We start from the raw sequence: 26,751 nt of genomic DNA, 5'->3' as shown, positions 1-26,751 counted from the left end.
AGACCGCGCGCGGGCGGAACACGAATGTCAGGCGCCGCGCAGGATCCGTTCGTAAAGCGCGAGGTACTCGTCGGCCATGCGGTCGACGGTGAAGCGTTCTTCCACCGCCCGCCGGCAAGCTGCGCGATCGATTTCGCCAAGCCGGCCGATGGCCTCGACGGCCTCCTCGAATGTGTCGACCAGGAAGCCGGTCACCCCGTGGTCGATCAGCTCCGGCATCGAGCCGCGCCGATAGGCGATGACAGGCGTGCCGCAAGCCATCGCCTCGATCACCGAAAGGCCGAACGGCTCATCGAAGCCGATCAGGTGCAGCAGGCCCCTGGCCCCGCCGAGCGCGCGCAGCCGCTCCTCACCGCCGATGACGCCGCGGTATTCGACCTGTCGCCCGTCGATGAACGGCTCGACCTCCCGCCGGTGGTAGCCTTCGTCCTGCACCAGCCCGCACATGACCAGCCGGTGCCCAGTGGCGCGGGCGGCGCGGATCGCTTCGCCGGCACCCTTGTCGGGGTGGATACGGCCGAAGAACAGCAAGTCGTCGCTGCCAGCTGGATCGAAGGGAAACTTGTCGACCTCGATCCCGTGGTGGATCGTCGCCGCGTAGCTGAGCGACGGTGCGCGGTCGGCATCGCTGATCGCGACGTAGTGCACGCGGTCGTCGTAGCGTTCGAACACCGGCAGGATGCGCGGGCTGGAGAAGCCGTGGATCGTGGTGACGATCGGCGTCTCGACCAGCCGCGTGAAGGCCAGCGGCATGAAATCCGCCTGGTTGTGGATCAGGTCGAACTCGCCCGCCCGCTCGAACAGGTGCGCGATGTGCAGCGCTTCCCAGACTTTGGCGTCCATGCCCGGGTCCTCCGAATAGCCGCGCGGCGCGACGCCGGCGAGCTTGCCGGAGGTCTGCGAATCCAACGTGGCGAACAGCGTGACATCCACCCCGCGCGCGACCAGCGCCTCGGTGAGCAAGCTGGTGACCAGCTCCCACGGCCCATAGGCGCGCGGCGGCGTCCGCCACGAGATCGAGCTGAGCATCGCTACGCGCACGGTAGCCTCACGATCAATCCTTCGTCTGCTCGGAGCACGTCGGCCTCGCCGGATAGGGTCGAGAGCAGCCGCTCGCCGCCGCGCGTCTCGGCAGGCAGCGGCACGGGCTCCTGGCCGAGGTTGAGCGCCACCAGCAGGCGCGAGTCTCCGCAGCGGCGCTCGTAGGCGAGGAGCGATCCCTCGCAGGCCACAGGGGTGTACCCCCCCACCGCCAACGCTGCTTCCTCCCGCCGCAAGCGCAGCAGCGCGCGGGTGAGCTCGAGCATCGAGCCGGGATCGCGCTCCTGCGCGGCGACGTTGCGCGTGGGCCAGTCCGGGTTGAGCGGCAGCCACGGCTCGGCACTGGAGAAGCCGGCGTTGGGCGATCCGTCCCACGGCATCGGGGTGCGCGAGGGATCGCGGCCGAGGCCGATGCCCGGCTGGCGCAGCTCGCGCGGGTCCTGCACCCGATCGGCCGGGATCGGCACCTCGCCGATCGCCAGCTCGTCGCCCTGGTAGAGCGTCGGCGTGCCGCGCAGGGTCAGCAGCAGCAGCATCGCCACGCGAGCCTGGGCCTCGCCGATCCGCCTGGCGATCCGCGGCGCGTCATGGCTGCCGATCACCCAGTTGGGCCAGCCCCATTCGGGGATCGAAGCCTCGTACTCGGCAATCAGCGGCCCGAGCGCCTCGGCATCCCAAGGGTTCTCGATCAGCGCGAAATTGAACGGCAGGTGTACTTGCGGCCGCTCGGGCGTGCCGTGCCAGCGGGCGAGCCGCTCGTTGGGCAGGAAGATCTCGCCGATCAGCACGCGCCCCTCCCCGTTCCGCGCGCCGTACTCGTCGGCCAGGGCGCGCATCCTGGCGGAGATCGCGTGGGCTTCGGGCTGGTCGGTCGAATAGACCTGGAGCACCCGGTCGCGCTCGTTCACGCCCGGGTGCCAGTGCGGGTTGGGCGGGTTGTCCGGTAGCCCTTCCGCCTTCACGATGTGCCACAGCACGTCGACGCGGAACCCATCGACGCCGCGGTCGAACCAGAAGCGCATGACGTCGAGCATCGCCGCCTCGACGTCCGGGTTGCGCCAGTTGAGATCGGGCTGCGTGGGCAGGAACGCCCGCAGGTAATATTGCCCGGTCGCCTCGTCCCAGGTCCAGGCTGGGCCGCCGAAGTCGCTGATCCAGTTGTTCGGCGGACTGCCGTCGGGCTTCGCGTCGCGCCAAATGTACCAGTCGCGCTTCGGGTTGTCCCGGCTCGATCGGCTCTCAAGGAACCACGGGTGCCGGTCCGAGGTGTGGTTCGGCACGAAATCGAGCAGCAGCTTGAGACCCCGCGCATGCGCCGCCGCCAGCAGGCGGTCGAAGTCCGCCAGCGTGCCGAACATCGGCTCGACCCCGCAATAGTCTGCGATGTCGTAGCCGTAGTCGGCCATCGGCGAGGGAAAGATCGGCGACAGCCAGACCGCGTCGACGCCGAGCGCGGCGAGATAGTCGAGCCGCCGCTCGATACCCGCAAGGTCGCCCACGCCGTCGCCATCGCTATCCTGGAACGAGCGCGGGTAGACCTGGTAGACGACGCCGCGTTCCCACCAGGGGTGCTGCTTCTGTGCCGAGCCCTCCATCGCCCTAACAATGCGCGAGGAGGCGGCTGGCTCCCATACCCCTAAGCTCGGGACGACGCATGCCTCACAGCGGGTTGCCGTCCTTGTCCCGGTAGATCTCGCGCCGGCCGACGTGGTTGGCGGGGCCGACGAGCCCGTCCTCCTCCATCCGCTCGATCCACTTCGCCGCCGTGTTGTAGCCGACGCCCATCTGGCGCTGGAGCCAGGAGCCGGAGGCCTTCTGGTTCTCGATGACGATCTGGCAGGCCTGGCGGTACTTGCGCTCTTCCGGATTGTCGGAGGCGGTGAAGTCGTCCTCGAACGACATGCCGCCGTCCTCGGGCTCCTCGGTGACGGAATCGACGTACTGGGGCGTTCCTTGCGCCCGCCAGTGGTCGGCGACGCGCTCGACCTCTTCGTCGGACACGAACGGGCCGTGGACGCGGACAAGCGCCCCGGTGCTCGGCTTGTAGAGCATGTCGCCCTTGCCAAGCAGTTGCTCCGCGCCCTGTTCGCCAAGGATCGTGCGGCTGTCGATCCGGCTCGTCACGTTGAAGCTGATGCGGGTCGGCAGGTTCGCCTTGATCACGCCAGTGATCACGTCGACCGAGGGGCGCTGCGTCGCCATGATCAGGTGGATGCCGGCGGCGCGGGACTTCTGGCTGAGGCGCTGGATCAGCACCTCGATCTCCTTGCCGATGGTGACCATCAGGTCGGCCAGCTCGTCCACGATCAGCACGATCTGCGGCAGCACCTGGTAGTCCAGCTGCTCTTCCTCGTAGATCTCCTCGCCCGTGTCCGGGTCGAAGCCGGTCTGCACGCGGCGGCCGAGCGGCTTGCCCTTGGCGATGGCCGCCTTCACCCGTTCGTTGAACCCGCCGATGTTGCGCGCGCCGATGTCGCTCATCATGCGGTAACGCCGCTCCATCTCCTCGACGGCCCACTTGAGCGCGCGGACCGACTTGTGCGGCTCCGTCACCACTGGGCTGAGCAGGTGGGGGATGTCGTCGTAGCTCTTGAGCTCGAGCACCTTGGGGTCGATCAGGATCAGCCGGCACTCGCTCGGCGTGAAGCGGTAGAGCAGCGACAGCAGGATCGTGTTGAGCCCGACCGACTTGCCCGAGCCGGTCGTGCCGGCGACAAGCAGGTGCGGCATGGCGGCGAGGTCGGCGACGATCGGCTCCCCGCTGATGTCCTTGCCCAGGATGATAGGGAGGTTGCCCTTGTGCTCCTGGAACGCCTCGCTGGCGGCGAGTTCCTTGAAGCTGACGGTCAGGCGGTGGGCATTGGGCAGCTCGATGCCCATCACCGTCTTGCCGGGGATCGACGAAACGCGGGCGCTGATCGCGCTCATGTTGCGGGCGATGTCCTCGGCCAAGCCGATCACCCGGCTGGCCTTGATGCCCGGCGCGGGCTCCAGCTCGTACATGGTCACCACCGGGCCGGTGCGCACGGCGGTGATCTCGCCCTTCACGTTGAAATCGTCGAGCACGGTCTCGAGCAGGCGGGCGTTGCGTTCGAGCGCCAGCTTGTCGAGCTTCGGGCCTTTGTCGACCGGCACGTCGGTAAGCAGATCGAGGCTGGGCAGCTCGTGCGCGGCGAACAGGTCCTTCTGCTTGGGCTTGCCTGCCGGCCGGGCCGGCGGCGGCGACTGCATCGGATCGCTGATCTCGGGCGGCTTGCGATCGCTCTGCTCGACGACCGGCTGCGGCCGCGGCTCGCGCTTCTCGCCCCCTGAGCTGCGCGGCGGTTCGAACGGGTTCTCCTCCCGCGGCCGCGCCGGCAGGCGCCTGAGCGATGCCGGCAGGGTCAGCAGCTGTGCCCAGTCGAAGGCGAACACCCGGCCGACGAGGGCGGCGCCGCCGGCGAGGCAGGCCAGGCCGAAGCCGAGCAGCGTCCAGAACTGCGCCGGTTCGGGCAGCCGCCCGGCCAAGGCATTGATCGCCTTCGCGCCGAGCAGGCCGGTAATCCCGCCGAAGCTGGCCGGAAGACTGCCGCTGCGCGGATCGATCAGCAGGCCGAGCACCGTGCACAGCAGCGCCATTCCCAGCACCAGCATGATCACCGCGTTCCACCAGCGGTGGCCGTGGGGCGTCTCCTCCTCGTCCGCATCGCACCACAGCTTGCGGGCGAAAGCGTAAAGCAAGGGGAGCAGCAGGATCGCTACAATGCCGAACAGGAACAGCGCGCGTTCCGCCGCCCAGGCTCCGGGCAGGCCCATCCAGTTGCCGACCGGTCCGCCCGCCGCCGTGGAGGGCGAAGCATCGGTCTGGGTGTAGGAGATCAGCGCCAGCGCCAGGAAACCGGTAGCGCAGAACAGGGCCACGGCGCCGCCCATCTGCAGCGCGCGCGTCAGCGAGCGGCGAAATGCCGCGCGCCAGTCGGCCGGCTGCGCCTTTGCTGCCCGTGTGGCCATCCGCGTCGATCCCTTCGCTGCTATTGTCGCTGCCGCGGGACTCGCCGTCAAGAACAGGCGTCGCGAAGCCGTCGTCCCGGGCCTGACCCGGGACCGCTGGCGGCCAGGTGTCACTGTTCGGCCAGCGGTCCCGGATCAAGTCCGGGACGACGTGAGCCCGTCGATGGCGCCCCAGCGGTCCCAGCCAAGTTCCGCCGCGCGCTCCGCCGTCATCCCTCCCAGCGCAATGACGGGGCACTGCGCCCGCGCGGCGAGCAGGAGGAATTCGTCCTTGCCGAGGCAGCGACTGTCGGGATGCGAACGCGTCGGGAAGACAGGGGAGAGGAAGACCGCATCCGCTCCGGCCTGATTGGCCAGGTCAATCTCGTGCGCATCGTGGGCGGTGGCGAGGCGTAGAAGACCCTCGCGTTTCTCAAGTGCACCAGGAGCACTGTAGATACCGTCGGCCCCCCACGCCTGCGCCGTCGCCGCGTCGCCCGACAGGATCAGGAGATGGCCTTGCGCGCGGCAAAGTTCCGCCAGGGCATCGAAGCGTTCGCGCCGGGTGTCCAGCGTCAAATGATAGTGGCGGAAGACGAAGCCGGAGCCCGATGGCAGGCGGCGCAGCGCGTCTTCCAGCCCGGCATCGTTGCGCGCATCGGACAGGAGCCACAGCCTGGGGATGGCCGCCCGGCCGGGCTCAGGACAGGTCTGGCGCAACGGCATCCCGGCGCTATAGCGCAGCCGCATGGACAGTGCAGCCACCCGCTTCGCCGAGATCAACGACCGGATCGCCCATGCCTGCGGCATAGCCGGGCGCAAGCTGGAAGACGTGACGCTCGTCGCAGTCAGCAAGACTCATGCCGTAGAGGCTATCGAACCGCTGCTCCAGGCCGGCTGCCGCGTGTTCGGCGAGAACCGCGTGCAGGAAGCTGGGGCCAAGTGGCCGGCCCTGCGCGAGCGCTGGCCCGATGCCGAGCTGCACCTCGTCGGGCGGCTGCAATCGAACAAGGCGGCCGAAGCGGTCGCGCTGTTCGACTGCATCCACTCGCTCGACCGGCCGAGCCTGCTCTCGGCGCTGGCCAGGGAAATGGACAAGGCAGGGCGGCAGGTGCCGTGCTTCATCCAGGTCGACGTCGGCGAGGAGCCGCAGAAAGGCGGCTACGCCGTTCCCGACCTGCCTGGCCTTCTGCAGCAGGCGCGCGAGGCGCAGGTGCCGGTCGTCGGCTTAATGTGCGTCCCCCCGCTCGGGATCGAAGCAGCGCCGTTCTTCGCCCTGCTGGACAAGCTCGCCCGCGACCACGGGCTCCCGGGGCGCAGCATGGGCATGAGCGGGGATTTCGAGACCGCGATCATGCTTGGCGCCACGCACGTGCGCCTGGGCACTGCGCTCTTCGGGGAGCGGTAACCACCCCGTCGTCCCGGACCTGATCCGGGACCGCTGCCCGCCCGGTGGGACGCTTCAGGCTTGGAGCTTGGCGGCCAGCGGTCCCGGGTCAAGCCCGGGACGACGGATGTTTCAGACCGCGTGCAGGACACCGCGGTATTCGAGATCCTCGAGCGCGCGGCCGGCGCCGCGGGCCACGCAGTTCAGCGGATCGTCGGCGCGGACCACCGGCAGGCCGGTCGCTTCGGCCAGCACCGTGTCCAACCCCGAAAGCAGGCACCCGCCGCCAGTCATGACGATGCCGCCCTCGATAATGTCGGCGGCGATCTCGGGCGCCGTCGCTTCGAGCGCGGTGCGCACGCCTTCGACGATGTTGCCGACCGTCTCCGACAGCGCGTCGACGATCTCTTCCTGGCTGATCTGCTTCTCGGTCGGTACGCCGCGGACGACGTCGCGGCCGCGGACCCGCGCCATGCGGGGCTCCTGCCCCTCTTCGACTGTCGCCGCGCCGATCTCCAGCTTGATCCGCTCCGCCGTGGCTTCGCCGATCACCAGGTTATGGTTGCGCCGCACATGCGCGCCGATCGCCTCGTCCATCTGGTCGCCGCCGACCCGCAGCGACAAAGTCACCGCCAGCCCGCCGACCGAAAGCACGCCCACTTCGGTCGATCCGCCGCCGATGTCGACGACCATCGATCCGATCGGGCGCGTCACCGGCAAGTTGGCGCCGATCGCGGCTGCCATCGGCTCGTCGATCAGCCAGACTTTCCGCGCGCCGGCGTTCGACGCCGCATCGCGGATCGCACGGCGTTCGACCACCGTCGAGCCGGAGGGCACGCACAGCACGATCTCCGGGCTGCCGCGCAGGCGCACGCCGGCATTCGCCTTCGCTTTGGCGATGAAGTGCTTGATCATCTCCTCGGCGATATCGAGGTCCGCGATGACGCCGTGGCGCAGCGGCCGGACCGTGACGACGTTGTCGGGCGTCTTGCCGAGCATTAGCTTGGCGTCGTCACCCACCGCGCGCACGCGGCGTACGCCCGCGACCGTCTCCAGCGTGACGACCGACGGTTCGGCCAGCACGATACCGTGACCCTTGAGAAACACGACCGTGTTGGCCGTGCCGAGATCGATGGCGATATCCGCCGCCCTGAAAGGGAAAAATCCCATAAATGACATGAATTTGATCCGTCCTACCCCTGCGCGGATGCGCATGTGCCGCGATTGGTGCGCGTTCCTGTCGCCTAGATTAACCGTATGGCCGGCGGCGAGACATATCGACGCGCGGTGGCTCCTTGGCGCCGAGCCGAAGGTATTCGTCGTCCCGGACCTGATCCGGGACCGCTGGCCCCTCGGTACAGGCCAGCAGAGTCGCGTAACCTGGCCAGCAGTCCCGGGTCGAGCCCGGGACGACGTCAAGCCGCTTCGGCAGCGAACTGGTCGCTCGCCGCGCGCAGCAGAGCAGTCTCGATCCGGCGGAGTCGGTCGGGGCTGACGATCTTGCCGCCGAGCAGGTCGGTGACGTAGAACGTGTCCACCGCGCGCTCGCCATAGTTGGTGATGTGCGCCGAATTGATCATGACCTGGTTTTCGAACAGCGCGCGGGCGAGCCGGTTGAGCAGCGCCGGGCGGTCGCGGGCACCGACTTCGATCACCGTGAAGCGGCCCGAAGCCTTGTTGTCGAACTCCACGCGCGGGCGGACCTCGAAGCTGGCGGCGCGGGCGCGCGGGAGCGGGCGCTTGGCCAGTTGCGGCACCAGCTCGATCTTCCCGGCGAGCGCATCCTCGATCGCGGTCTTCAGCCGGGCGAGCTGGGTCTCCTCGCTGAACGGCTTGCCGAGCGGGTCCTGCACGAGGAAGTTGTCGACCGCCTTGCCGACGCGCGTGGTGTGGATCCGCGCGTCGATGATGTTGCCGCCGGCCAGGTGGATCGCGCCGGCGATGCGGTAGAACAGGCCTGGGTGGTCGTCCCCGATCACCGTCACCAGCGTCGCGCCGCGCGCCGGGTAGTAATGCGCGTGGATCGAGAGCTGGTCCTCGAGCTGCTTGGCCTTCGCGTAGTGCGGCAGGTTGAGCGCGATGATATCCTCCGGCTCGGCGATCCAGTAGGCATCGTCGAACCGGTCGTCGAGCGCGTCGATGAAGTGCGCGTCGCTCCCGAGCATCTCCGCCACGCGCTGCTTCTTCGCCGCGATCCGCTCCGCCCGGCCGCGGCGCTTGTGTCCCAGGCGCAGCTGCTCTTCGGCCAACTCGTAGAGGTCCGACAGCAGTTGCCGCTTCCAGCTGTTCCAGATGCCGGGGCCGACGGCGCGGATGTCGACGACGGTCAGCACCAGCAGTTGCCGCAGCCGCTCGAGGCTCTGCACCTCGCCGACGAAGTCGTGGATCGTCTTGGGATCGGAAAGGTCGCGCTTGAACGCGGTAGCGCTCATCAGCAGGTGATAGCGCACGAGCCAGCTGACCAGCTCGGTCTCTTCCTCCCGCAGCCCCAGGCGCGGGCACAGCTCCAGCGCGATCTCCGCCCCGAGCACCGAGTGGTCTCCGCCGCGCCCTTTAGCGATGTCGTGCAGCAGCGTGGCGATGTAGAGCACCCGGCGGCTGGCGAGCTGCGGGATGATCTCGCTCGACAGCGGATGATCGTCCTTGAGCTCGCCGCGCTCGATCTTGGCGAGCAGCCCGATCGCGCGGATGGTGTGCTCGTCGACCGTGTAGTGGTGGTACATGTCGAACTGCATCTGTGCGCCGACTTTGCCGAAATCGGGCACGAATCTCCCGAATACCCCGGCTTCGTTCATCCAGCGCAGGACGGTCTCCGGATCGTTGCGCCCGGTCAGGATCTGCAGGAACAGCGCATTGGCGCGGGGGTCCTCGCGTACTTTCGCGTCGATCGCCTTCACGTCGCGCGCGGCCATACGCATGGTCTCGGGGTGGACCTCGTAGCGGTGCTCCTCGGCCAGCTGGAACACCTCGATCAGTCGCGCCGGGTCCTTCTGGAACCAGTCGTCCGAAGGCGCGGCGATCTTGCCGCCGAACACTTTGTAGCCCTTCAGGCTGCGCGCCCGCGGACGGAAGCTCGCCAGCAGGCCGCGGGCCTTCTTCTTGCCTGCCATCTCCTCGTCGATGTGGGCCAGGAACACGCCGGTCAGGTGGCCGACGTGGCGCGCCTGGAGGAAATAGTACTGCATGAAGCGCTCGACGGCGCTCTTGCCGGTGCGCTCGGCGAACTGCATCCGGGCAGCGACTTCACGCTGCAAGTCGAAGGTCAGCCGGTCCTCGGCGCGCTTGGTGATCATGTGCAGGTGACAGCGGACCGCCAGCAGGAAGTTTTCCGCCCGCCGGAACGTGCGGTACTCGCGCGTGGTCAGGAGCCCCACGTCGACCAGCTCGGCGGCGCTGCGCACGCGGTGGATGTACTTGCCGATCCAGTAGAGCGTCTGCAGGTCGCGCAACCCGCCCTTGCCGTCCTTGATGTTGGGTTCCACGACATAGCGGCTGTCGCCCATCCGCTTGTGCCGCTCGTTCCGCTCGACGAGCTTTTCGGCGACGAAGCGCGCTTCGCTGCCGGGCACGACTTCACCCCAAAAGCGGCGGCTGGTCTGGTCGTAGAGCGCCTGGTCGCCCCAGAGGTAGCGGCCCTCCAGGATCGCCGTGCGGATCGTCAGGTCCTGCCTCGCCATGCGGACCATCTCGTCCAGCGATCGGCTGGAGTGGCCGACCTTCAGGCCGAGATCCCACATGTAGTAGAGCAGCGCTTCGATCACCTGCTCGCACCACGGTGTGTTCTTGCCCGGGGTGATGAAGGCGATGTCGACGTCCGAATGCGGCGCCATCTCGCCCCGGCCGTAGCCGCCGACGGCGATCAGCGTCAGCCGTTCTCCGGAGGAGCGGTTCGGGGCCGGATAGAGATCGGCGATCACGTGGTCGTGCATCACCCGAATGAGCTGGTCGATCAGGAAAGCCTGGCCGTTCACGCAGGCGTGGCCGGCGCTGGGCGCCTCCAGCAGCCGACGGGCCAGCTCGCTCCGGCCGCGTTCAAGCGCGGTGCGCAGCAGCTCGACCACTTGCGGCCGGGCCTTGCGCGCGCCGTTGTCAGCCACCGCGGCGGCGATATCCGCGGCGAGCTTGCGGCGGTCGATCACCGCGCGCTGGTTGGGTATGCTGATCATTGCCTTCCCGACATAGAGACAACCCGCCGCCATGCAATCCGCCCGGCCCTTTCGCCGGCCGCCGGGCTGTGCCAAAGCACGCGGGATTTGCAGGGGATTTTCAACGCATGTTCGACATTCTCGCCGCGACTGCCAGCCAGCCGATCCGTTGGGAGGATCTGGGCCTTTCGCCGGGGATCGAGCTCGGCTTCTTCACCCTGCGCTACTACTCGCTGGCCTATCTCCTCGGCATCGTGCTCGCGTGGTGGCACTTGTCCAAGATGGTCAAGGCGCCCGGCAGCCCGATGGCCCAGCGGCATGTCGACGACCTGTTCTTCTACTGCACGCTGGGCGTCATCATCGGCGGGCGGCTCGGCTATGCCGCGTTCTACAATCCGGAGCTGTGGCTCGGCTGGACCGAGAGCGAGTTCGTCAGCTGGGACCTGCTGCGGCTGTGGGACGGCGGCATGAGCTTCCACGGCGGCGTGCTCGGCGTGGTCGCGGCGATCGCCTGGGTCGCCTGGCGCGCCGAGCTCTCGTTCATCCGCCTGTGCGACTATATCGCGGTCAACGTCGGCTTTGGCATGCTGCTCGGGCGGCTGGCCAACTTCATCAACGGCGAGCTGTGGGGCCGCCCGGCCGCAGAAGGCGTGTCCTGGGCAATGATCTTCCCGGGCGATCCGCTCGGCCTGGCGCGTCACCCCAGCCAACTCTACCAAGCGGCGCTGGAGGGTGCCCTGGTCATCGCGATCATGCTGCCGCTGTTCTGGAAGACGCGGGCGCGGTTCCGCCCCGGCCTGCTGGTCGCGGTGTTCACCGCCCTGATCGGCGCCGCGCGCTTCATCGCCGAGTTCTACCGCGAGCCCGACGCGCAGCTGGCCGAGTTCGCCATGCGCACCGGGCTCAGCATGGGCCAGTGGCTGTCGATTCCGCTGATCCTGGCCGGCATCGGCGTGGCCCTGTGGGCGCTGCGGCGCCCGCCGCTCGCCGGCGGGACCAAGCCCGCCGCGGCATGAACGACGACCGGACCTTCCCGGAAGGCAGCCTCGCCGACACGTTCCGCCGGCTGATCTCGAGCACCGGTCCGATCAGCCTTTCGCACTACATGGCCGAGTCCAACGCCCGGTACTATTCCAGGGCCGACCCGCTGGGCGCGGGCGGCGATTTCATCACCGCGCCCGAGATCAGCCAGATGTTCGGCGAACTGATCGGTCTTTGGCTGGCCGACATATGGATGCGCGCCGGCCGGCCGGAGCCGATCCACTACGTGGAACTCGGGCCCGGCCGCGGGACGCTGGCTCGCGACGCTCTGCGGGCGATGAAGCATCCCGGGCTGGAGCCGCGGGTGCACCTGGTAGAAACCTCGACCACGCTGAAGCAACTGCAGCTCCAGGCCGTACCCCAAGCGGTGTTCCACGCTGATCTCTCCAGCGTGCCGATGCAGGGACCGATCCTGCTCGTGGCCAACGAGTTCCTCGATGCCCTGCCGGTGCGGCAGCTGATCCGCACCCGCGAAGGCTGGCGCGAGGTGATGGTGACAACCGAGGGGGAGCGGTTCGTCTGCCTCCCGGGCGCGCAGCCGATGGACGCTGCCGTGCCGGAGGCGCGCCGGGATGCGCCCGAAGGCACGCTGATCGAGACATCCCCGGCCGCGGCGAGCGTGCTCTACGAAGTCGCCGGGCGGCTGGCCCGGCAAGGCGGGGCCGCGCTGTTCATCGACTATGGCCATGCCGAAGAGCGCACCGGATCGACCTTCCAGGCCGTGCGCGCCCACCGGAAGGTCGATCCGTTCGAAGCACCCGGCGAGGCCGACCTGACGGCCCATGTCGATTTCGCCACGCTCGCCCGGATCGCGCAGTCGCGGGATTGCCGCTGGCTTGGGACGGTGGGGCAAGGCGACTGGCTGCGTGCGCTCGGCATCGAGGCCCGCACCGAGACGCTGAGCGCCGCTGCTCCGCAGCACCGCGAAGCGCTTCAGCGGGCGCGGGACCGGCTGATCGACCCCGCGGAGATGGGGGAGCTGTTCCAGGTCATGGGGCTCGCCGCGCCGTCCTGGCCGGACGGTGCAGGCTTCGCGGGGTAGGACGGCCGGTCAGGCCCCGGTTATCGCGGACCTGGGCACCGTTATCTCGACCACGAGGCCGTCTTCTTCGAAGCGCCGTTCCCACGAACCGCCGAGCTGGCCGGTGATGCTCATGTCGACCAGCCGCGAACCGAACCCTTCCTTGAGCTGCGCGTTCCTGGCCGGTGACTTCCCGCCCCGTTCGCTCCAGCGCATCCGCAGCCGGTTTCCAAGCTCGCTCAGCTCCAGCTTCACACGGCCGTCGGCCTTGGCCAGGGCGCCGTACTTGGCGGAGTTCGTGGCGAGTTCGTGGAACACCAGCGCCAGCGGCGTCGCGGCGCGGGAGGAGATCGCCATGTCGGCGCCTTCCACCTGCACGCGGGCGCCTTCGTCCACCCCGTACGGCGCGAACAGCTCGCCCAGCAGGCCGTGGAGGTTGTCCCGCGCGGCGCTGTCCACCGGCCGCACGAAATCGTGCGCCCGGCCCAGGGCACGGATCACCGCGCCCAATTCCTCGGCGAACTCCTTGAGCTCCGGGCGCTTGCGCGCGGTCAGCGAGACCAGCCCGGCAATGACCGCGAAGATGTTCTTGATCCGGTGCGACAGCTCCTTGGCCAGGAGGTCGCGGCCTTCGGAGGCGGCATAGATGTCGTGAATGTCCACCGCCGTGCCGAACCAGCGGACGATGTTGCCCTCCGGGTCACGCAAGGGCACGGCGCGAGCCATCATCCAGCGGTATTCACCGTCGTGGCGGCACAAGCGGTGTTCGATCTCGTAGACCTGGCCCGTCTTCAGGCTCTTCTGCCACAAGTCGCGGATTTTCTGCACGTCGTCGGGGTGGAAAGCGGCGCCGTCCTTGTTGTCCGCGCCCCCGGTGAAATCGATCATGCGCTTGTTGAAGTACTCGAACTCGCCGTCGGGGGTGGCCGACCAGGCGATCGCCGGGATCGAATCGATCAGCGTGCGCAGTTCCTGCTCGCGCCCTTCGGCTTCGCGCTGGAGGGCGAGTTGCTTGCGGTGCCCCGACAGGCGCAGCATCACGGATTCGGCCAGCACCGCCAGCCCTTCGCGCTGCAGGTCTGTAAGTCCCTCGGGCCGAGGCTTGTCGTCGATGACGGACAGGGCGCCGAAGGCCACGCCTTCGGGCGAGATCAGGGGCTGGCCGGCGAAGAAGCGGATGTGCGGAGGCCCCAGCACGTTCGGGTTGTTGGCGAAGCGCGGCTCTTCCGCGGCGTCGAACACCTGCATCAGCTCGTGCCCCTCCATCGCGAAGGAGCTGAAGGCGACGTTCCGGGAGACCTTGCGCAGCGTCGAGCCATGGTGGACGAGGAAGCGATCGCTCTGGCGTCCGGCCACGGTGATGCCGGCTACGCGAGTTTCGCACAGATGAGCGGCGAAGCGAGCGATCGCGGCCAGTTCGGCGTCGCCTTCGAGCTCGTCGGTCGCATAGCTTGCGACGATCTCCAATTGCTCGGGGGCCGCCGGGTGGTCAGGCGGGCCAGACGGCGCGGACGGCCGTTGAATGATGCTTCGATTTCCCACAAGCGTCCCTAACCCTTCAGGAAATAACGAGACATCGCGTCAATGGGAAGAAAAACCGCTCACCCGAAGCCGGCTTAAGACTTTCATCTGTAACCGGTTTGCCGCGCGCGGCGCGATTGCTATGCAGGGGCGGAGAGGGAGGCTTCCATGCGCGCGACACCCGACTTCGATTTCGGCCTTGGCGACGAGGCAGGGATGATCCGCGAAAGCGTCGCCCGCTTCGCCGACGAACGTATCGCTCCCCTGGCGGAGGAGATCGACCGCCAGGACCGCTTCCCGCGCGAACTGTGGACCGAGATGGGCGAACTGGGCCTGCACGGCATCACCGTAAGCGAGGCTGACGGAGGGCTCGGCCTTGGCTACCTGGAGCATGTCCTGGCGATCGAGGAAGTCAGCCGCGCGAGCGCCTCGGTCGGGCTCAGCTACGGCGCCCATTCCAACCTCTGCATCAACCAGATCGCCCGCTGGGGTACGGCCGAGCAGAAGGCGAAGTACCTGCCGGCGCTGATTTCAGGCGAGCATGTCGGCGCGCTGGCCATGAGCGAACCCGCTGCTGGGTCGGACGTCGTCTCGATGAAGCTGAAGGCCGACGCGGTGCAAGGCGGCTATGTGCTCAACGGCAGCAAGTTCTGGATCACCAACGGTCACGAGGCCGAAGTACTGGTGGTCTACGGCAAGACGGATCCTGCGGCAGGATCGAAGGGCATCACCGCGTTCCTGATCGAAAAGGGCTTCGAGGGGTTCAGGCCGGCGCAGAAGATCGGCAAGCTGGGCATGCGCGGTTCGCCGACGAGCGAACTGGTGTTCGAGGATTGCCACGTGCCGGAGGAAAACGTGCTCGGCGCCGTCGGCCAGGGCGTGAAAGTGCTGATGAGCGGCCTGGATTACGAGCGCGCGGTGCTCGCCGGGGTCCAGCTCGGCATCATGCAGGCGTGCCTCGACACCGTGATCCCTTATGTCCGTGAGCGCGAGCAGTTCGGCAGGCCGATCGGCGGCTTTCAGCTGATGCAAGCCAAGGTCGCCGACATGTACGTCGCGCTGCAATCGGCGCGCGCCTACACTTACGCCGTGGCCAGGGCCTGCGACCGCGGCCAGACGACGCGCTTCGATGCGGCCGGCGCAATCCTGCTGGCGAGCGAGAATGCTTTCCGCGTGGCGGGGGAGGCGATCCAGGCGCTCGGCGGCGCGGGCTACACCACCGACTGGCCGGTCGAACGCTACCTGCGCGACGCCAAGCTGCTGGACATCGGCGCCGGAACCAACGAGATCAGGCGAATGCTGATCGGTAGGGAGCTAATCGGCGTTTGAGGGGACAGGGATGCTGAAAAGTGCAGGAATAGCGGTCGCCGCAGCCGTGCTGGCGACGATGCCGGCGGCCGCGCAGGACACGGCGCGGATCGAGTTGAAGACCATCCACAGCCCGTCGATCGAGGGCAACCTGGAAGGCAACGACCACATGCGCGGCGTCTACGTGGTGACGCCGCCGGGGTACGACGAGAACCCGGAGAAGCGCTATCCGGTGGTCTACTTCCTGCACGGATACTGGGCGCCGCTGGAGGCGCAGCAGCAGGGCTTCCGCATCCACGAGGCGGTGCAGGCCGCCGCCGAAGCCGGCAACGAAGTGATCATGGTCATGCCGGACGGCTTCTCCAAGCTGCGCGGAGGGTTCTACTCCAGCTCGCCCACGGTCGGCGACTACGAGAGCTTCGTGGCCAAGGACCTGGTCGCCTGGGTCGACGCCAATCTGCGGACCATTCCGGAGCGGGCTTCGCGCGGCCTCGCCGGCCACTCGATGGGCGGATACGGCACCATCCGGCTGGCGATGAAGCACCCGGAGACGTTCTCCAGCATCTACATGATGAGCGCCTGCTGTCTGGATCCGATGCCGCTGGACGCCGCGACGGCGGCCCAGATCGAAGCGATGACCGAAGCGGACATCGCCAAGGCGGAGTTCGGCGAACTTGCCCCGGTCTCGACGCTGGCGACCTGGTCGCCCGACCCGAAGGGCGAAGGCTTCCTGAAGGCCGACACCGGCCTGCGGGCGGACGGCACGCTCGATCCGCTGGTGAACTACCGAATTGCCGCCAATTCGCCGCTGGTCCTGCTGCCGCAGTACCTTCCCGCGCTGAATTCGCTCGAGGCGTTCGCGATGGAGATCGGCGACAAGGACTTCCTGCTCGAAGGCAACCGCCTGTTCCGCGAAGAGCTCGACCGGTTCGGCGTGAAGTACGATTTCGAGCTCTACGAAGGCGATCACGGCAACCGCATTGCCGAGCGTATCCGCACCGAAGTGCTCCCGTTCTTCGGCAAGCACCTGGACCGGTAACCGTCACCCGATCGGAATAGTTGTTGCCATGAACTATTCTCTCGGGCAGCCGGTAACCGGGTTTGGATGAAGAGAGGCTTGGAATGCTGAAAATGCTGATCGCGTCGGCCGCCGCGGCGCTGGCGCTTGCCGCCGCCCCCGCGGCGGCGCAGAACATCACTGCGCCCGACGCGGTGGTGCCGGAGAACATTACGGTCCAGGCCGTCCAGGTGCCCGGGCCCTCGCTCGTCGGCAATCTCGAGGGCAACGCCACGACGCGCGAGGCCCTGGTCGTTCTGCCGCCGAGCTACGGCAAGGATCCCGGCCGGCGCTTCCCCGTGGTCTACTACCTGCACGGGTTCGCCATTTCCGGGCGCGACTTCTACGACTACATGCAGGTGCCGACCGCCGTCGCCGCCAATGCCGCGGCGGGCAACGAGTTCATCGTGGTAGTACCGGATACGCTGACCAAGATGGGCGGCTCGATGTACTCGTCATCGGTGACGACCGGGGACTTCCGCAACTTCATAGCGAAAGACCTCGTCGAGTTCATCGACAGCAACTACCGCACGATCGCCACGCGCGAAGGGCGCGGCCTCGCCGGCCATTCGATGGGCGGCTACGGCACCTGGGTGGTCGCGATGACCTACCCCGAGGTGTTCGACTCAATTTGGGCGCAGAGCGCCTGCTGCGTGAGCCCGCGGACCGAGACGGTCGAATCCGCCAAGGCGATGGCCGCTGTGCCGATCGAGAACGTGGACAAGGCCGGCTTCGGCATGCGCGCCGGCCTCGCATCCGCAGTGGCCTGGGCGCCGAACCCGAACAAGGCGCCCTACTACGTCGATTTCCCGCTTACTGACGAAGATTCGATCGATCCGCTGGTGATCGCCAAGTGGGCCAACAACTCGCCGCTGGCGATGGTCGCCAGCCACGTCGGCGCTCTGAAGAGCTTCGACGGGATCGGGTTGGACGTGGGCGACAAGGACGGGCTGGTCACCGACGACACGCTGATCCACCAGGAGCTCGACAAGTTCGGCATCGCCCACGAATGGGCGATCTACGACGGCGATCACGTGAACAAGATCGGCGAGCGGTTCGCAAACGTGGTGCTGCCGTTCTTCGCCCGGCACCTGGACATGCAGGGCAGGTAGGCACCCCCTTTCGCCCCGAGGCGCTTCCAACTAACCTTGATCCGTTCGTCCTGAGCCTGTCGAAGGACGATCGGGCACCCCATCTCGTGGTTCGACAAGCTCACCACGAACGGATGTGGAGCGAACTCAGGCGAGGGCGACCGCCGTTCCCCAGGCGACGAACACCAGGCCCGCCGCGAATGCCACGCGGCGGCCGCCCGGCAGCAGCTTCTCGGCCGCGACCAACAGGGTGAGCAGCGCGATCCAAGCGAGGTTCATCACCCCGCCGACGAACAGCAGCGCCATCAGCAACCAGCAGCAGCCGACGCAGTAGGCGCCGTGCAGCAGTCCAAGGCGGAATGCTCCGCTGCGGCCTGTGCGATAGTGGCGGCTGAGGAACACCGCCGGATTGCGGCAGCGCGAGAGGCAGGCGTCCTTCAGCGGGCTGAGCTGGTAGAGCCCGGCGGCGATCAGCACGGCGGCGGAGAACCACCTGGCGCTCGAACCCATCGTCATCGGCTCGAGAACGCCGATTCCTTCGAGCGCCGCCTGCGAACCCGCCGCCAGGAGCGAGAACAGGCCCCACACCGCTAGGTAGCCGGCCAGGAACGAGCCGGTCGCCGGCTGCGCCTCGGCATCCCCTGCCGTGACCCGGGCGTAGAGCAGGATCACCGGCGCGGCGGCGGGCAGCATCATCCCGACCATCATCACCCACCACATCGAGAAGGCGAGCAAGATCTTCGCGGCGGACCATCCGGCCGGAGCACCCATCTCCATCGCCATGCCGTCTGCGCCGCGCGGGAATAACTGCAAGTCGGCGCGGGCCTCCATACCCATCCCTGCTCCCATCAGCAGCCAAGCCCATGCCAGCGCGGTGAGCACCGCCAGGGCGATCGCGGTGATGGCGCGCTGGCGGTTCAGCACCGCATCCAGGGGCCGGGTCATTGGGCGCGGACGATCCCGTGGCTGTCCAGGTGGAGGTGGGCGAACTGCGCGTAGCTGTCGGAGTGTTCGATTGTCATCGGCGCGATCGACCTGCTCCTGCCTGAGGCCACCTCGGCCACCTCGTACTCGAACCCGTCCGGAAGCCAGATCTGCGCCCGCACCGGCGCGCCGTTGACCGCGTTCTTGATCGGCATTCCGTCCATCTCGACATGGCCCGCAATGCGCAGCCGGCCGAGGCGCTCCTCCACGTCCGCTTCGAACTCGATCGGCACGAACAAGGGGTCGTGCATCTTTTCGACGGTCGAGGCGAAGACCGCGAACACGGTAGCGAACGGATCGGTGTCGCCGCCGGTCATGATGGTCAGGAGCGCGTTGCGCTGCACCTCGCTCGCCCTTTCATCGACGAAGGCGACGGCTTCGCCTTTGCCCTCGTGGATCGGGCCGGGCCACTGGAACACGGCGGCGATCTTCAGGCCCGAGAGGTCGGTATCGCCGTGGAAGCCCTCATCGATGTCCATCGCGAAAACGGCCTGGCAGCCGCCTTTGTCTGGCAGGCCGCCGAACTGGCAGTTGCAGCCGTACTCGCAATTGCAATTGGCCAGCTCTCGGCCTTTGAGTTTCCAGTAAGTCACAGTCATCTCCCCTGGCTTTCGCCCGGTGCGACCCAGGCGCCATTATAGCAGACCCGGCCAGGCCACGGGAGTCCCGAGGACCCGGCGAGGATTGGCGATTTGCTTTGGCCGGCGCAGTTGCTACCCCGTGCCGGCATGAGCGCGCCGGTCCTTACCTCCAAGCTCGACCTGGGAAGTCCCGAAGCCAAAGCGCGGGCGGCGCACAACCGTGCGCTGGCGCAGGAGCTGCGGGCCAAAGTCGCCGAGGCGGCGCTCGGCGGGCCCGAGAAGAGCCGCGAACGGCACAGCGCGCGCGGCAAGCTGCTGCCGCGGGAACGGGTCGAGCGGCTGCTCGATCCCGGCTCGCCGTTCCTGGAGATCGGGCAACTCGCGGCGAACGGGCTCTACGACGGTGAAGTACCGGGCGCCGGCGTGATCGCCGGGATCGGCCGCGTGTCCGGCCGCCAGTGCATGATCGTGGCCAACGACGCCACGGTGAAGGGCGGCACTTACTACCCGCTGACGGTCAAGAAGCACCTCCGCGCGCAGGAGATCGCGCAGGAGAGCCGGCTGCCGAGCCTCTACCTGGTGGACAGCGGCGGGGCCAACCTGCCGCACCAGGCGGAAGTCTTCCCCGACCGCGATCACTTCGGGCGGATCTTCTACAACCAGGCGAACATGAGCGCGCTGGGCATCCCGCAGATCGCCTGCGTGATGGGCAGTTGTACCGCCGGCGGCGCCTATGTGCCCGCGATGAGCGACGAGAGCGTGATCGTGCGCGAGCAGGGCACGATCTTCCTGGCCGGGCCTCCGCTGGTGAAAGCCGCGACCGGGGAGGAGATCAGCGCCGAGGATCTCGGCGGCGGCGACCTGCATGCCCGCAAGTCCGGCGTCGTCGACCATCTCGCGGAGAACGACGAACATGCGCTGAGCATACTGCGCGACATCGTCAGCCACCTCGGTAAGGGCGGCGGAGCGCAGCTCGAAACGAGAGAGCCGCGCCCGCCGAAGTTCGATGCCGAGGAGCTCTACTCCATCGTGCCGGAGGATGTGCGGGCGCCGTACGACGTGCACGAGGTGATCGCACGGCTGGTCGACGGCAGCGAATTCCACGAGTTCAAGGCCCATTACGGCAGCACGCTGGTGTGCGGTTTCGCCCACATCTGGGGCATGCCGGTGGCGATCCTGGCCAACAACGGCGTGTTGTTCTCCGAAAGCGCGGTAAAGGGCGCGCATTTCATCGAGCTCGCCTGCCAGCGCGGCATCCCGCTGCTGTTCCTGCAGAACATCTCCGGCTTCATGGTCGGCGGCAAGTATGAGGCTGAAGGCATCGCCAAGCACGGCGCCAAGCTGGTCACCGCCGTCGCCACCGCGCAAGTGCCGAAGATCACCGTGGTGATCGGCGGCAGCTTCGGCGCCGGCAACTACGGCATGTGCGGCCGCGCCTATTCCCCGCGCTTCCTGTTTACCTGGCCCAACGCCCGCATCAGCGTGATGGGCGGCGAGCAGGCGGCCAGCGTGCTCGCCACCGTTCACCGCGATGCGGAAAGCTGGTCCGAGCAGGAGGCCGAGGCGTTCAAGGCTCCGATCCGGGAGAAGTACGAGACCGAGGGCAGCCCCTACTACGCCACCGCCCGGCTGTGGGACGACGGAGTGATCGACCCCGTGCAGACCCGCGATGTGCTGGGACTGGCGCTCGCCGCCTGCCTGGAGGCGCCCATACCGGATGCGCCGCGCTTCGGCGTGTTCAGGATGTGACCGCAACAGCCGGTCCGGCGCTCGGAAACAGTGCGCCCGCGGGCGGTTTGTCTACGAACCAAGGGAGAATCACATGCGCAGCCTCATCGTCCTCGCCGCCGCTCCACTCGCCATGCTCGCCGCGTGCGCCGATTCGACGCCCGTCGACGAAGTCGAGCCGGAGCCGATGGCCGTGGACGAAGTCCCGGTGACGATCGACCTGCCGGAGATCCCGGCCAATTCCCTGACCACGATCGATTACCCCGGGGTCTATTCGCGCGACGGGCGCACGCGCCTGCGGCTGAACGCGGACAAGACTTACGAGCTGATCCGGCCCGACGGTACGAGCGTCACCGGCGCATACAGCGAATTGCCGGACGGCAGCCGCATCCGGCTGGAAGATTTCGACGGCGGGCCGGCGTGGTTCTCCGTCGGCAACGGCGCGATCTACCGGTTGCCGAGCGAGAGCACGCCGTTCGGCGAAATCACCGCCGAAGGCGAGTACAAGCGCGAACCCGACCGGCCGACGGCTTCCGTCTCGCCCTCCCCGACGGCTTCCCCTACAGCCTCCCCCGCGGCTGCACCAACGCCTGCCGAGCCGGTCGAAGCGCCGGCCGAATGATCCGGGGCTAGGTGCCCACGCGTAAGCCGCCAGGCATTGCCACCCGGGAACCAGCACCCTAGGGTTTCTGCAGGGACACCGGGTGAAGCGGGGGCTGGCTGTCGCCATGTGCCCGCGCACGATCAGGGCGGGAAATGGTTCGATGACTTCGACGGCAACGGCGCGCAAGCCGGCGCGCAAAAGCAAGGGTGAGAGCAGCTTCGCAGCCTATAGCCCCGGCGGCATGACGCCGGAAATTCGTTTCACGGTGCAATTGGTCCTGGTGGCGCGGCGCTGGCGTTCGCTGCTGGACGAGCACTTGCGCCGGATCGACCAGAGTTCCGCGCGGATGGAGGCGATGTCCGCGATCCTAGCCTCGCCGCCGCTGAGCGCGCAGGTGGATATCGCCAAGCGCCTCAGGATCGAAGGGCCGACGCTGACGCGGATGCTCGACACGCTCGAGAAGGACGGGCTGGTCGAGCGGCTGCCCGATCCGACGGACCGGCGGACCAACAAGCTGCGCCTAACCCCGGCGGGCGAAAAGGCGCTGGCGGACATCCTTGAAGTGGTCGAGGCGCTGCGCGCGCGGCTGGTCGAAGGCTTGCCGCCGGAGATGATCGAACAGACCAACGAGTTCCTCGGCGGCCTGCTCGCCAAGCTCGACACGGGCCTGCCTGCGAGGGACGGGGCATAACGCACCCTTGATCGCGGCGTGCCGAGTGATCACTTAACTGCAAACGGAACTTAGAGGGACTTGGGATGGCCGTTCACACCACCCGCATGCTGATTATCGGTTCGGGCCCCGCGGGCCTTTCGGCGGCGATCTATGGCGCGCGCGCCGGGATGCAGGCGATCGTGGTCCAGGGCCTGCAGCCCGGCGGCCAGCTGACCATCACCACCGATGTCGAGAACTACCCCGGCTTCCGCGACGTGATCCAGGGCCCCTGGCTGATGCAAGAGATGCAGGCCCAGGCCGAACATGTCGGCACGCGTATGATGTGGGACACGATCGTCGACGTCGACATCGCCGGCGGCACCCCGTTCCGCGCGCGCGGCGACAGCGGCGACGAATACGTCGGCGACGTGCTGGTCATCGCTACGGGCGCGCAGGCCAAGTGGCTCGGCGTACCGGGCGAGGAGACCCTTTCGGGCAAGGGCGTATCGGCTTGCGCGACCTGCGACGGGTTCTTCTACCGCGGCAAGAAGGTGGCGGTGATCGGCGGCGGCAACACCGCGGTCGAGGAAGCGCTCTACCTCACCAACCACTCGGACGACGTGACCCTGATCCATCGCCGCGACGACTTGCGCGCCGAGAAGATCCTGCAGGACCGTCTGTTCGCGCACCCGAAGATCAGCGTCCTGTGGAACCAGCGGGTGGACGAGTTCCTCGGCGATCCGATGGGCGGCGGGCTGACCGGTCTGAAGCTGATCGACACCGTCAGCGGCCAGGAAAGCGAATTCGCCTGCCAGGGCGCGTTCGTCGCCATCGGCCACGCCCCGGCGACCGAGCTGTTCAAGGGCAAGCTGGAGATGGACGACAGCGGTTACCTGGTAGTCGAGCCGGGCACGCCCAAGACCAACGTCCCCGGCGTGTTCGCCTGCGGCGATGTGATGGACCACACTTATCGCCAGGCCGTTACCGCGGCCGGCACGGGCTGCATGGCCGCGCTGGATGCGGAGCGCTTCCTGGCGACGCTGGAGTTCGTCAGGCACGAAGCGGCGCAGGCGGCGGAGTAACACTTCTTTGCACTCACCGACCGGAACGGCGGGGTCCGGTCGGCGTTTGCAATCCAGAGCGGGCGGGGCTCTAGGAGCAGGAGTTTCCCATGGAACAGGTCGATCCCGCGGTATGGTTGCTGATCGGCGTCGTGATCGTTCTCGCGCTGATTCTCTACTTCATGTTCCGACGCCGCCGCACCAGCGCCTTGCGTGAGCACTTCGGCGACGAGTACGACCGTACCGTTGAATCCGCCGGCGGGCGCGGCAAGGCCGAGGCCGCACTGGAAGAGCGCGAGCGCCGCGTCGCCGGGCTCGACATACGTCCGCTGGCCCCGCAGGAGCGCGCTCAGTTCACCGGCGAATGGCAGGAGGTGAAGGCGGTCTTCGTCGAAAGCCCCACCGAAGCCGTCCACCATGCCGACCGGCTGCTGGTGAAAGTCATGAAGACCCGCGGCTTTCCGATGGCCGATTTCGACCGGCGGTACGAGGACCTGACCGTCGGCCATGCCGACGTCGCCCGCCATTACCGCGAAGGGCACGAGATCACCACGCGGCACGAGCGGGGCGACGCCTCGACCGAGGACCTGCGCCAGGCGATGATCCACTTCGAGGCGCTGTTCGACGACCTCGTGAGGGACGTTGCTGACGATAGCTCCACCCGCCCCGTGACGAGCGCCGCGACGACCCGGCCGGCTTGATACGATCCTCCCCTGCAAGGGGAGGGGGACCGCCGCCGAAGGCGGTGGTGGAGGGGTGTGACCGCCAGCCGAAAGCGTGACACCCCTCCGTCAGCCCTTCGGGCTGCCACCTCCCCTTGCAGGGGAGGATCCAAAGAGAACCCGATGCTCGGACGCCCGAGAGCTTCTAAACGTCCAGATTGGCGACGTTCAGCGCATTGGTCTGGATGAACTCCCGGCGCGGTTCGACGACGTCGCCCATCAGGCGGGTGAAAATCTCGTCGGTCACGTCGGCATCTTCGACTTTGACCTGCAGCAGGGCCCGGTTCTCGGGGTCGAGCGTGGTTTCCCAGAGCTGCTCGGCGTTCATCTCGCCGAGACCCTTGTAGCGTTGGATCGAGAGGCCCTTGCGCCCCGCCGCGAGCACCGCGTCGAGCAGCTCGGTCGGCCGGGTGATTGCGCCTTCGACCGCCACGGGCGCATCCGCCTCCTCGTCGCTCGCGGCGTCCTCGCTCGTCTCGGGCTCGGCGCCGGCGCGCACGAGTTGCGACGGCGCAGCGTAAGGCTCCGTCTGCTCCATCGCGATGCGGTGCAGCTTGCGTGCTTCGGCGCTGGTGACGAAGCCGGCCTCGATCAGATGCGCGTCGGTGACGCCGCGCCAAATGCGGTCGAAGCGGATCGCGCCTTCGGGAGAGATCGTGGCGGTCCATTCGCCTTCCGGATCGCCCATGTGCAGCCGCTCGGCCGCGCGCTTCAGCGCCGCCTCGCGCCCGGCCCGGTCGAGCTCGGGATCGAACGCGCCGGCCACGGCCATCTGCTCGATCACGCCGACGTCGTAGCGGCGCGGCACGAAGCCGATCATGTTGCGCAGCCGCAGCGCATGCTCGACCAGCGAGCGCAGCTCCTCGCCCGCGCGGGCACCGCCCGATGCCTCGAGCACCCGGCCCTGGAGCCCGCTGTCGACGAGGTAGCGGTCGAGCGCGGCCTGATCCTTGAGATAGACCTCGCTGCGCCCCTTGCTGACCTTGAACAGCGGCGGCTGGGCGATGAACAAGTGCCCTTCGCGAATGATCTCCGGCATCTGCCGGTGGAAGAACGTCAGCAGCAGGGTGCGAATGTGCGCGCCGTCCACGTCGGCGTCGGTCATGATGACGATCTTGTGGTAGCGCAGCTTGCCGATGTTGAACTCGTCGCGGATGCCGGTGCCCATCGCCTGGATCAGCGTGCCGACTTCCTTGGAGGAGATGATCCGGTCGAACCGGGCCCGCTCAACGTTGAGGATCTTGCCCTTCAGCGGCAGGATCGCCTGGTAGTGGCGGTCGCGCCCCTGCTTGGCCGATCCGCCGGCCGAGTCACCCTCGACCAGGAACAGCTCGGACTTCGCGGGATCGCGTTCCTGGCAGTCGGCCAGCTTGCCCGGCAGGCTGGCGATGTCGAGCGCGCCCTTGCGCCGGGTCAGCTCGCGCGCCCTGCGGGCAGCCTCACGCGCCGCGGCGGCGTCGATGATCTTCTGGACGATGGTCTTGGCGTCGGCGGGGTTCTCCTCCAGCCACTCCGACATCTTCTCGCCCATCAGGCTTTCGAGCGGCTGGCGGACTTCGGAACTGACCAGCTTGTCCTTGGTCTGGCTGCCGAACTTGGGATCGGGCAGCTTGACCGAGACGATCGCGGTGAGCCCTTCGCGCATGTCCTCGCCGGTCAGCGCAACCTTTTCCTTCTTCAGCAGCCCGGACCGCTCGGCATAGTTGTTGAGCGTACGGGTCAGCGCGGCGCGGAACGCGGCCAGGTGGGTGCCGCCATCACGCTGGGGGATGTTGTTGGTGAAGGCGAGGACGTTCTCGTAATAGGAATCGTTCCACTCGAGCGCGACGTCGATGCCGACGCCTTCCTTCTCGGCCGAAACCGAGATCGGCTCCGGGATCAGCGCGACTTTGTTGCGGTCGAGGTACTTCACGAACGCGGCGATCCCGCCTTCGTAGTACAGGTCGTGCTCGACCGGCTCCTCGTGGCGCTTGTCGCGCAGCAGGATGTGCACGCCCGAATTGAGGAACGCGAGTTCGCGGTAGCGGTGCTCCAGCTTCTCGAAATCGAACTCGGTGACGTTCTTGAACGTGTCGGTCGAAGGCAGGAAGGTCACGCGGGTGCCCGTGCGCTCGCGCCCGGCTTCGCCCTTCACTTCGAGCGGGGAGACGGCATTGCCGTGCTCGAACCGCATCCAGTGCTCCTTGCCGTTGCGCCAGATGGTCAGCTCGAGCCATTCGGACAGCGCGTTGACCACCGAAACGCCGACCCCGTGGAGACCGCCGGAGACTTTGTAGGCGTTGTCCTCGTTCGTGTTCTCGAACTTCCCGCCGGCGTGGAGCTGGGTCATGATGACCTCGGCGGCGGAAACGCCTTCGCCCTGGTGCATGTCGACCGGAATGCCGCGGCCGTTGTCCTCCACGCTCACCGAACCGTCGGCATTGAGCTCGATCAGCACCAGGTCGCAATGACCGGCCAGCGCTTCGTCGATGGCGTTGTCGGAGACTTCGAACACCATGTGGTGGAGCCCCGAACCATCGTCGGTATCGCCGATGTACATGCCCGGCCGCTTGCGCACCGCGTCGAGACCCTTGAGCACCTTGATGCTGTCGGCGTCGTAGCCGCTCTTGTTCGCGGCGCTTTCGCCTGCGTTTTCGGGGGAGTTGTCCATGCCGATCATATAGGAATTGCGGGTGGTAAACCCAAGCGAGAAGCACCTCGCGCAGGGGCTTTTTCCACCATATGTGACCATGGCGGTGGACCGCCGGTGCGGAGCAGGGGAAATATCGCGGTCCGGCGGCGTTTATGGGGTGCAACAGGGCGTGAAAACCGTGTCCGCCGCAGAGCGAAAGGGTTCTC

21 protein-coding genes are annotated in these 26,751 nt (G+C 67.7%); 11 read left to right on the top strand and 10 right to left on the bottom strand.

The window, feature by feature from the left end; all coding sequences use genetic code 11:
* Nucleotides 1–27 precede the first annotated feature (27 nt).
* The 4 genes from GRI75_RS01980 to GRI75_RS01965 all read right to left on the bottom strand — a co-directional run bounded on the left by GRI75_RS01980 (nucleotide 28) and on the right by GRI75_RS01965 (nucleotide 5,775).
* Nucleotides 28–1,041 carry a glycosyltransferase family 4 protein gene (locus GRI75_RS01980; protein WP_160745250.1) on the bottom strand — a complete coding sequence of 338 codons (1,014 nt, stop codon included), beginning with the start codon at nucleotides 1,039–1,041 and terminating at the stop codon, nucleotides 28–30.
* Nucleotides 1,032–2,636: an alpha-amylase family glycosyl hydrolase gene (locus GRI75_RS01975; protein WP_160745249.1), complete on the bottom strand. Its 1,605-nt coding sequence runs from the start codon at nucleotides 2,634–2,636 to the stop codon at nucleotides 1,032–1,034. Before GRI75_RS01975 ends, GRI75_RS01980 begins: the two co-directional genes overlap by 10 nt.
* A gap of 64 nt (nucleotides 2,637–2,700) precedes the next feature.
* Nucleotides 2,701–5,031, bottom strand: a complete 2,331-nt coding sequence (locus tag GRI75_RS01970) for a DNA translocase FtsK (protein WP_160745248.1) — start codon at nucleotides 5,029–5,031, stop codon at nucleotides 2,701–2,703.
* A 135-nt stretch (nucleotides 5,032–5,166) separates the two neighbouring features.
* Entirely contained in the window at nucleotides 5,167–5,775 is a 609-nt protein-coding gene (locus GRI75_RS01965; RefSeq protein ID WP_328597904.1) for a thiamine phosphate synthase, read from the bottom strand.
* Here GRI75_RS01965 and GRI75_RS01960 point away from each other — a divergent pair.
* Nucleotides 5,759–6,418, top strand: coding sequence for a YggS family pyridoxal phosphate-dependent enzyme (locus tag GRI75_RS01960; protein ID WP_160745247.1), 660 nt, complete (start codon nucleotides 5,759–5,761; stop codon nucleotides 6,416–6,418). The genes GRI75_RS01965 and GRI75_RS01960 overlap by 17 nt on opposite strands.
* Before the next feature lie 111 nt (nucleotides 6,419–6,529).
* On the opposite strand, the gene GRI75_RS01955 is transcribed toward GRI75_RS01960, so the two are convergent.
* Together GRI75_RS01955 and GRI75_RS01950 are read right to left on the bottom strand one after the other, a co-directional pair.
* Nucleotides 6,530–7,576, bottom strand: coding sequence for a rod shape-determining protein (locus tag GRI75_RS01955; RefSeq protein ID WP_160745246.1), 1,047 nt, complete (start codon nucleotides 7,574–7,576; stop codon nucleotides 6,530–6,532).
* 236 nt (nucleotides 7,577–7,812) lie between these two features.
* A complete protein-coding gene (locus tag GRI75_RS01950; protein WP_160745245.1) occupies nucleotides 7,813–10,563 on the bottom strand; it encodes a [protein-PII] uridylyltransferase in 2,751 nt (916 codons plus the stop codon).
* 107 nt (nucleotides 10,564–10,670) lie between these two features.
* On the opposite strand from GRI75_RS01950, the gene lgt reads away from it, so the two are divergent.
* Nucleotides 10,671–11,558 carry a prolipoprotein diacylglyceryl transferase gene (lgt, locus tag GRI75_RS01945; protein WP_160745244.1) on the top strand — a complete coding sequence of 296 codons (888 nt, stop codon included), beginning with the start codon at nucleotides 10,671–10,673 and terminating at the stop codon, nucleotides 11,556–11,558.
* Nucleotides 11,555–12,625, top strand: coding sequence for a class I SAM-dependent methyltransferase (locus GRI75_RS01940; protein WP_160745243.1), 1,071 nt, complete (start codon nucleotides 11,555–11,557; stop codon nucleotides 12,623–12,625). Before lgt ends, GRI75_RS01940 begins: the two co-directional genes overlap by 4 nt.
* Nucleotides 12,626–12,634: 9 nt before the next feature.
* Here GRI75_RS01940 and GRI75_RS01935 read toward each other — a convergent pair whose 3' ends face one another.
* Entirely contained in the window at nucleotides 12,635–14,071 is a 1,437-nt protein-coding gene (locus GRI75_RS01935; protein ID WP_160745242.1) for a PAS domain-containing protein, read from the bottom strand.
* A gap of 222 nt (nucleotides 14,072–14,293) precedes the next feature.
* Between GRI75_RS01935 and GRI75_RS01930 the strand changes: the two genes are divergently transcribed.
* The 3 genes from GRI75_RS01930 to GRI75_RS01920 all read left to right on the top strand — a co-directional run bounded on the left by GRI75_RS01930 (nucleotide 14,294) and on the right by GRI75_RS01920 (nucleotide 17,602).
* The gene (locus GRI75_RS01930; protein WP_160745241.1) at nucleotides 14,294–15,454 is read left to right on the top strand and encodes an isovaleryl-CoA dehydrogenase; all 1,161 of its coding nucleotides are present in this window, start codon (nucleotides 14,294–14,296) and stop codon (nucleotides 15,452–15,454) included.
* Between the two features lie 10 nt (nucleotides 15,455–15,464).
* Nucleotides 15,465–16,472 carry an alpha/beta hydrolase gene (locus tag GRI75_RS01925; RefSeq protein WP_160745240.1) on the top strand — a complete coding sequence of 336 codons (1,008 nt, stop codon included), beginning with the start codon at nucleotides 15,465–15,467 and terminating at the stop codon, nucleotides 16,470–16,472.
* Nucleotides 16,473–16,555: 83 nt separating this feature from the next.
* Nucleotides 16,556–17,602, top strand: a complete 1,047-nt coding sequence (locus GRI75_RS01920) for an alpha/beta hydrolase (RefSeq protein ID WP_160745239.1) — start codon at nucleotides 16,556–16,558, stop codon at nucleotides 17,600–17,602.
* Between the two features lie 126 nt (nucleotides 17,603–17,728).
* Here the strand turns inward: GRI75_RS01920 and GRI75_RS01915 are convergent, their stop codons facing one another.
* Both GRI75_RS01915 and GRI75_RS01910 read right to left on the bottom strand, forming a co-directional pair.
* Nucleotides 17,729–18,526: a DUF2182 domain-containing protein gene (locus tag GRI75_RS01915; RefSeq protein WP_160745238.1), complete on the bottom strand. Its 798-nt coding sequence runs from the start codon at nucleotides 18,524–18,526 to the stop codon at nucleotides 17,729–17,731.
* Nucleotides 18,523–19,164 carry a DUF1326 domain-containing protein gene (locus GRI75_RS01910; RefSeq protein WP_202389528.1) on the bottom strand — a complete coding sequence of 214 codons (642 nt, stop codon included), beginning with the start codon at nucleotides 19,162–19,164 and terminating at the stop codon, nucleotides 18,523–18,525. The genes GRI75_RS01915 and GRI75_RS01910 overlap by 4 nt, the downstream gene beginning before the upstream one ends.
* 129 nt (nucleotides 19,165–19,293) lie before the next feature.
* Between GRI75_RS01910 and GRI75_RS01905 the strand changes: the two genes are divergently transcribed.
* The 5 genes from GRI75_RS01905 to GRI75_RS01885 all read left to right on the top strand — a co-directional run bounded on the left by GRI75_RS01905 (nucleotide 19,294) and on the right by GRI75_RS01885 (nucleotide 23,892).
* Nucleotides 19,294–20,895 (top strand): carboxyl transferase domain-containing protein, encoded by a 1,602-nt coding sequence (locus GRI75_RS01905; protein ID WP_160745237.1) that lies wholly within the window; start codon nucleotides 19,294–19,296, stop codon nucleotides 20,893–20,895.
* A 73-nt stretch (nucleotides 20,896–20,968) separates the two neighbouring features.
* Entirely contained in the window at nucleotides 20,969–21,496 is a 528-nt protein-coding gene (locus tag GRI75_RS01900) for a copper resistance protein NlpE (protein ID WP_160745236.1), read from the top strand.
* Nucleotides 21,497–21,638: 142 nt separating this feature from the next.
* Nucleotides 21,639–22,169 carry a MarR family winged helix-turn-helix transcriptional regulator gene (locus tag GRI75_RS01895; protein ID WP_160745235.1) on the top strand — a complete coding sequence of 177 codons (531 nt, stop codon included), beginning with the start codon at nucleotides 21,639–21,641 and terminating at the stop codon, nucleotides 22,167–22,169.
* 65 nt (nucleotides 22,170–22,234) lie between these two features.
* Entirely contained in the window at nucleotides 22,235–23,212 is a 978-nt protein-coding gene (gene trxB / locus GRI75_RS01890; protein ID WP_160745234.1) for a thioredoxin-disulfide reductase, read from the top strand.
* 89 nt (nucleotides 23,213–23,301) lie between these two features.
* Complete coding sequence (locus tag GRI75_RS01885) at nucleotides 23,302–23,892, top strand: hypothetical protein (RefSeq protein ID WP_160745233.1); 591 nt, start codon at nucleotides 23,302–23,304, stop codon at nucleotides 23,890–23,892.
* A gap of 166 nt (nucleotides 23,893–24,058) precedes the next feature.
* On the opposite strand, the gene gyrB is transcribed toward GRI75_RS01885, so the two are convergent.
* Nucleotides 24,059–26,563, bottom strand: a complete 2,505-nt coding sequence (gene gyrB / locus GRI75_RS01880) for a DNA topoisomerase (ATP-hydrolyzing) subunit B (protein WP_160745232.1) — start codon at nucleotides 26,561–26,563, stop codon at nucleotides 24,059–24,061.
* Between the last annotated feature and the right edge of the window lie 188 nt (nucleotides 26,564–26,751).

Source organism: Croceibacterium soli (assembly GCF_009828065.1).
GTDB classification, from domain to species: Bacteria; Pseudomonadota; Alphaproteobacteria; order Sphingomonadales; family Sphingomonadaceae; genus Croceibacterium_B; species Croceibacterium_B soli.
The sequence above is the reverse complement of the archived record's forward strand: the minus strand, read 5'-3'. Positions and strand labels throughout refer to the sequence as shown.

Bases quoted from the DNA above. Each gene is read 5' to 3' on its own strand.
- GRI75_RS01975 (WP_160745249.1), bottom strand. From the start codon at position 2,636: ATGGAGGGCTCGGCACAGAAGCAGCACCCCTGGTGGGAACGCGGCGTC.
- GRI75_RS01970 (WP_160745248.1), bottom strand. From the start codon at position 5,031: ATGGCCACACGGGCAGCAAAGGCGCAGCCGGCCGACTGGCGCGCGGCA.
- GRI75_RS01960 (WP_160745247.1), top strand. From the start codon at position 5,759: ATGGACAGTGCAGCCACCCGCTTCGCCGAGATCAACGACCGGATCGCC.
- GRI75_RS01955 (WP_160745246.1), bottom strand. From the start codon at position 7,576: ATGTCATTTATGGGATTTTTCCCTTTCAGGGCGGCGGATATCGCCATC.
- GRI75_RS01950 (WP_160745245.1), bottom strand. From the start codon at position 10,563: ATGATCAGCATACCCAACCAGCGCGCGGTGATCGACCGCCGCAAGCTC.
- lgt (WP_160745244.1), top strand. From the start codon at position 10,671: ATGTTCGACATTCTCGCCGCGACTGCCAGCCAGCCGATCCGTTGGGAG.
- GRI75_RS01940 (WP_160745243.1), top strand. From the start codon at position 11,555: ATGAACGACGACCGGACCTTCCCGGAAGGCAGCCTCGCCGACACGTTC.
- GRI75_RS01930 (WP_160745241.1), top strand. From the start codon at position 14,294: ATGCGCGCGACACCCGACTTCGATTTCGGCCTTGGCGACGAGGCAGGG.
- GRI75_RS01925 (WP_160745240.1), top strand. From the start codon at position 15,465: ATGCTGAAAAGTGCAGGAATAGCGGTCGCCGCAGCCGTGCTGGCGACG.
- GRI75_RS01920 (WP_160745239.1), top strand. From the start codon at position 16,556: ATGCTGAAAATGCTGATCGCGTCGGCCGCCGCGGCGCTGGCGCTTGCC.
- GRI75_RS01915 (WP_160745238.1), bottom strand. From the start codon at position 18,526: ATGACCCGGCCCCTGGATGCGGTGCTGAACCGCCAGCGCGCCATCACC.
- GRI75_RS01910 (WP_202389528.1), bottom strand. From the start codon at position 19,164: ATGACTGTGACTTACTGGAAACTCAAAGGCCGAGAGCTGGCCAATTGC.
- GRI75_RS01905 (WP_160745237.1), top strand. From the start codon at position 19,294: ATGAGCGCGCCGGTCCTTACCTCCAAGCTCGACCTGGGAAGTCCCGAA.
- GRI75_RS01900 (WP_160745236.1), top strand. From the start codon at position 20,969: ATGCGCAGCCTCATCGTCCTCGCCGCCGCTCCACTCGCCATGCTCGCC.
- GRI75_RS01895 (WP_160745235.1), top strand. From the start codon at position 21,639: ATGACTTCGACGGCAACGGCGCGCAAGCCGGCGCGCAAAAGCAAGGGT.
- trxB (WP_160745234.1), top strand. From the start codon at position 22,235: ATGGCCGTTCACACCACCCGCATGCTGATTATCGGTTCGGGCCCCGCG.
- GRI75_RS01885 (WP_160745233.1), top strand. From the start codon at position 23,302: ATGGAACAGGTCGATCCCGCGGTATGGTTGCTGATCGGCGTCGTGATC.
- gyrB (WP_160745232.1), bottom strand. From the start codon at position 26,563: ATGGACAACTCCCCCGAAAACGCAGGCGAAAGCGCCGCGAACAAGAGC.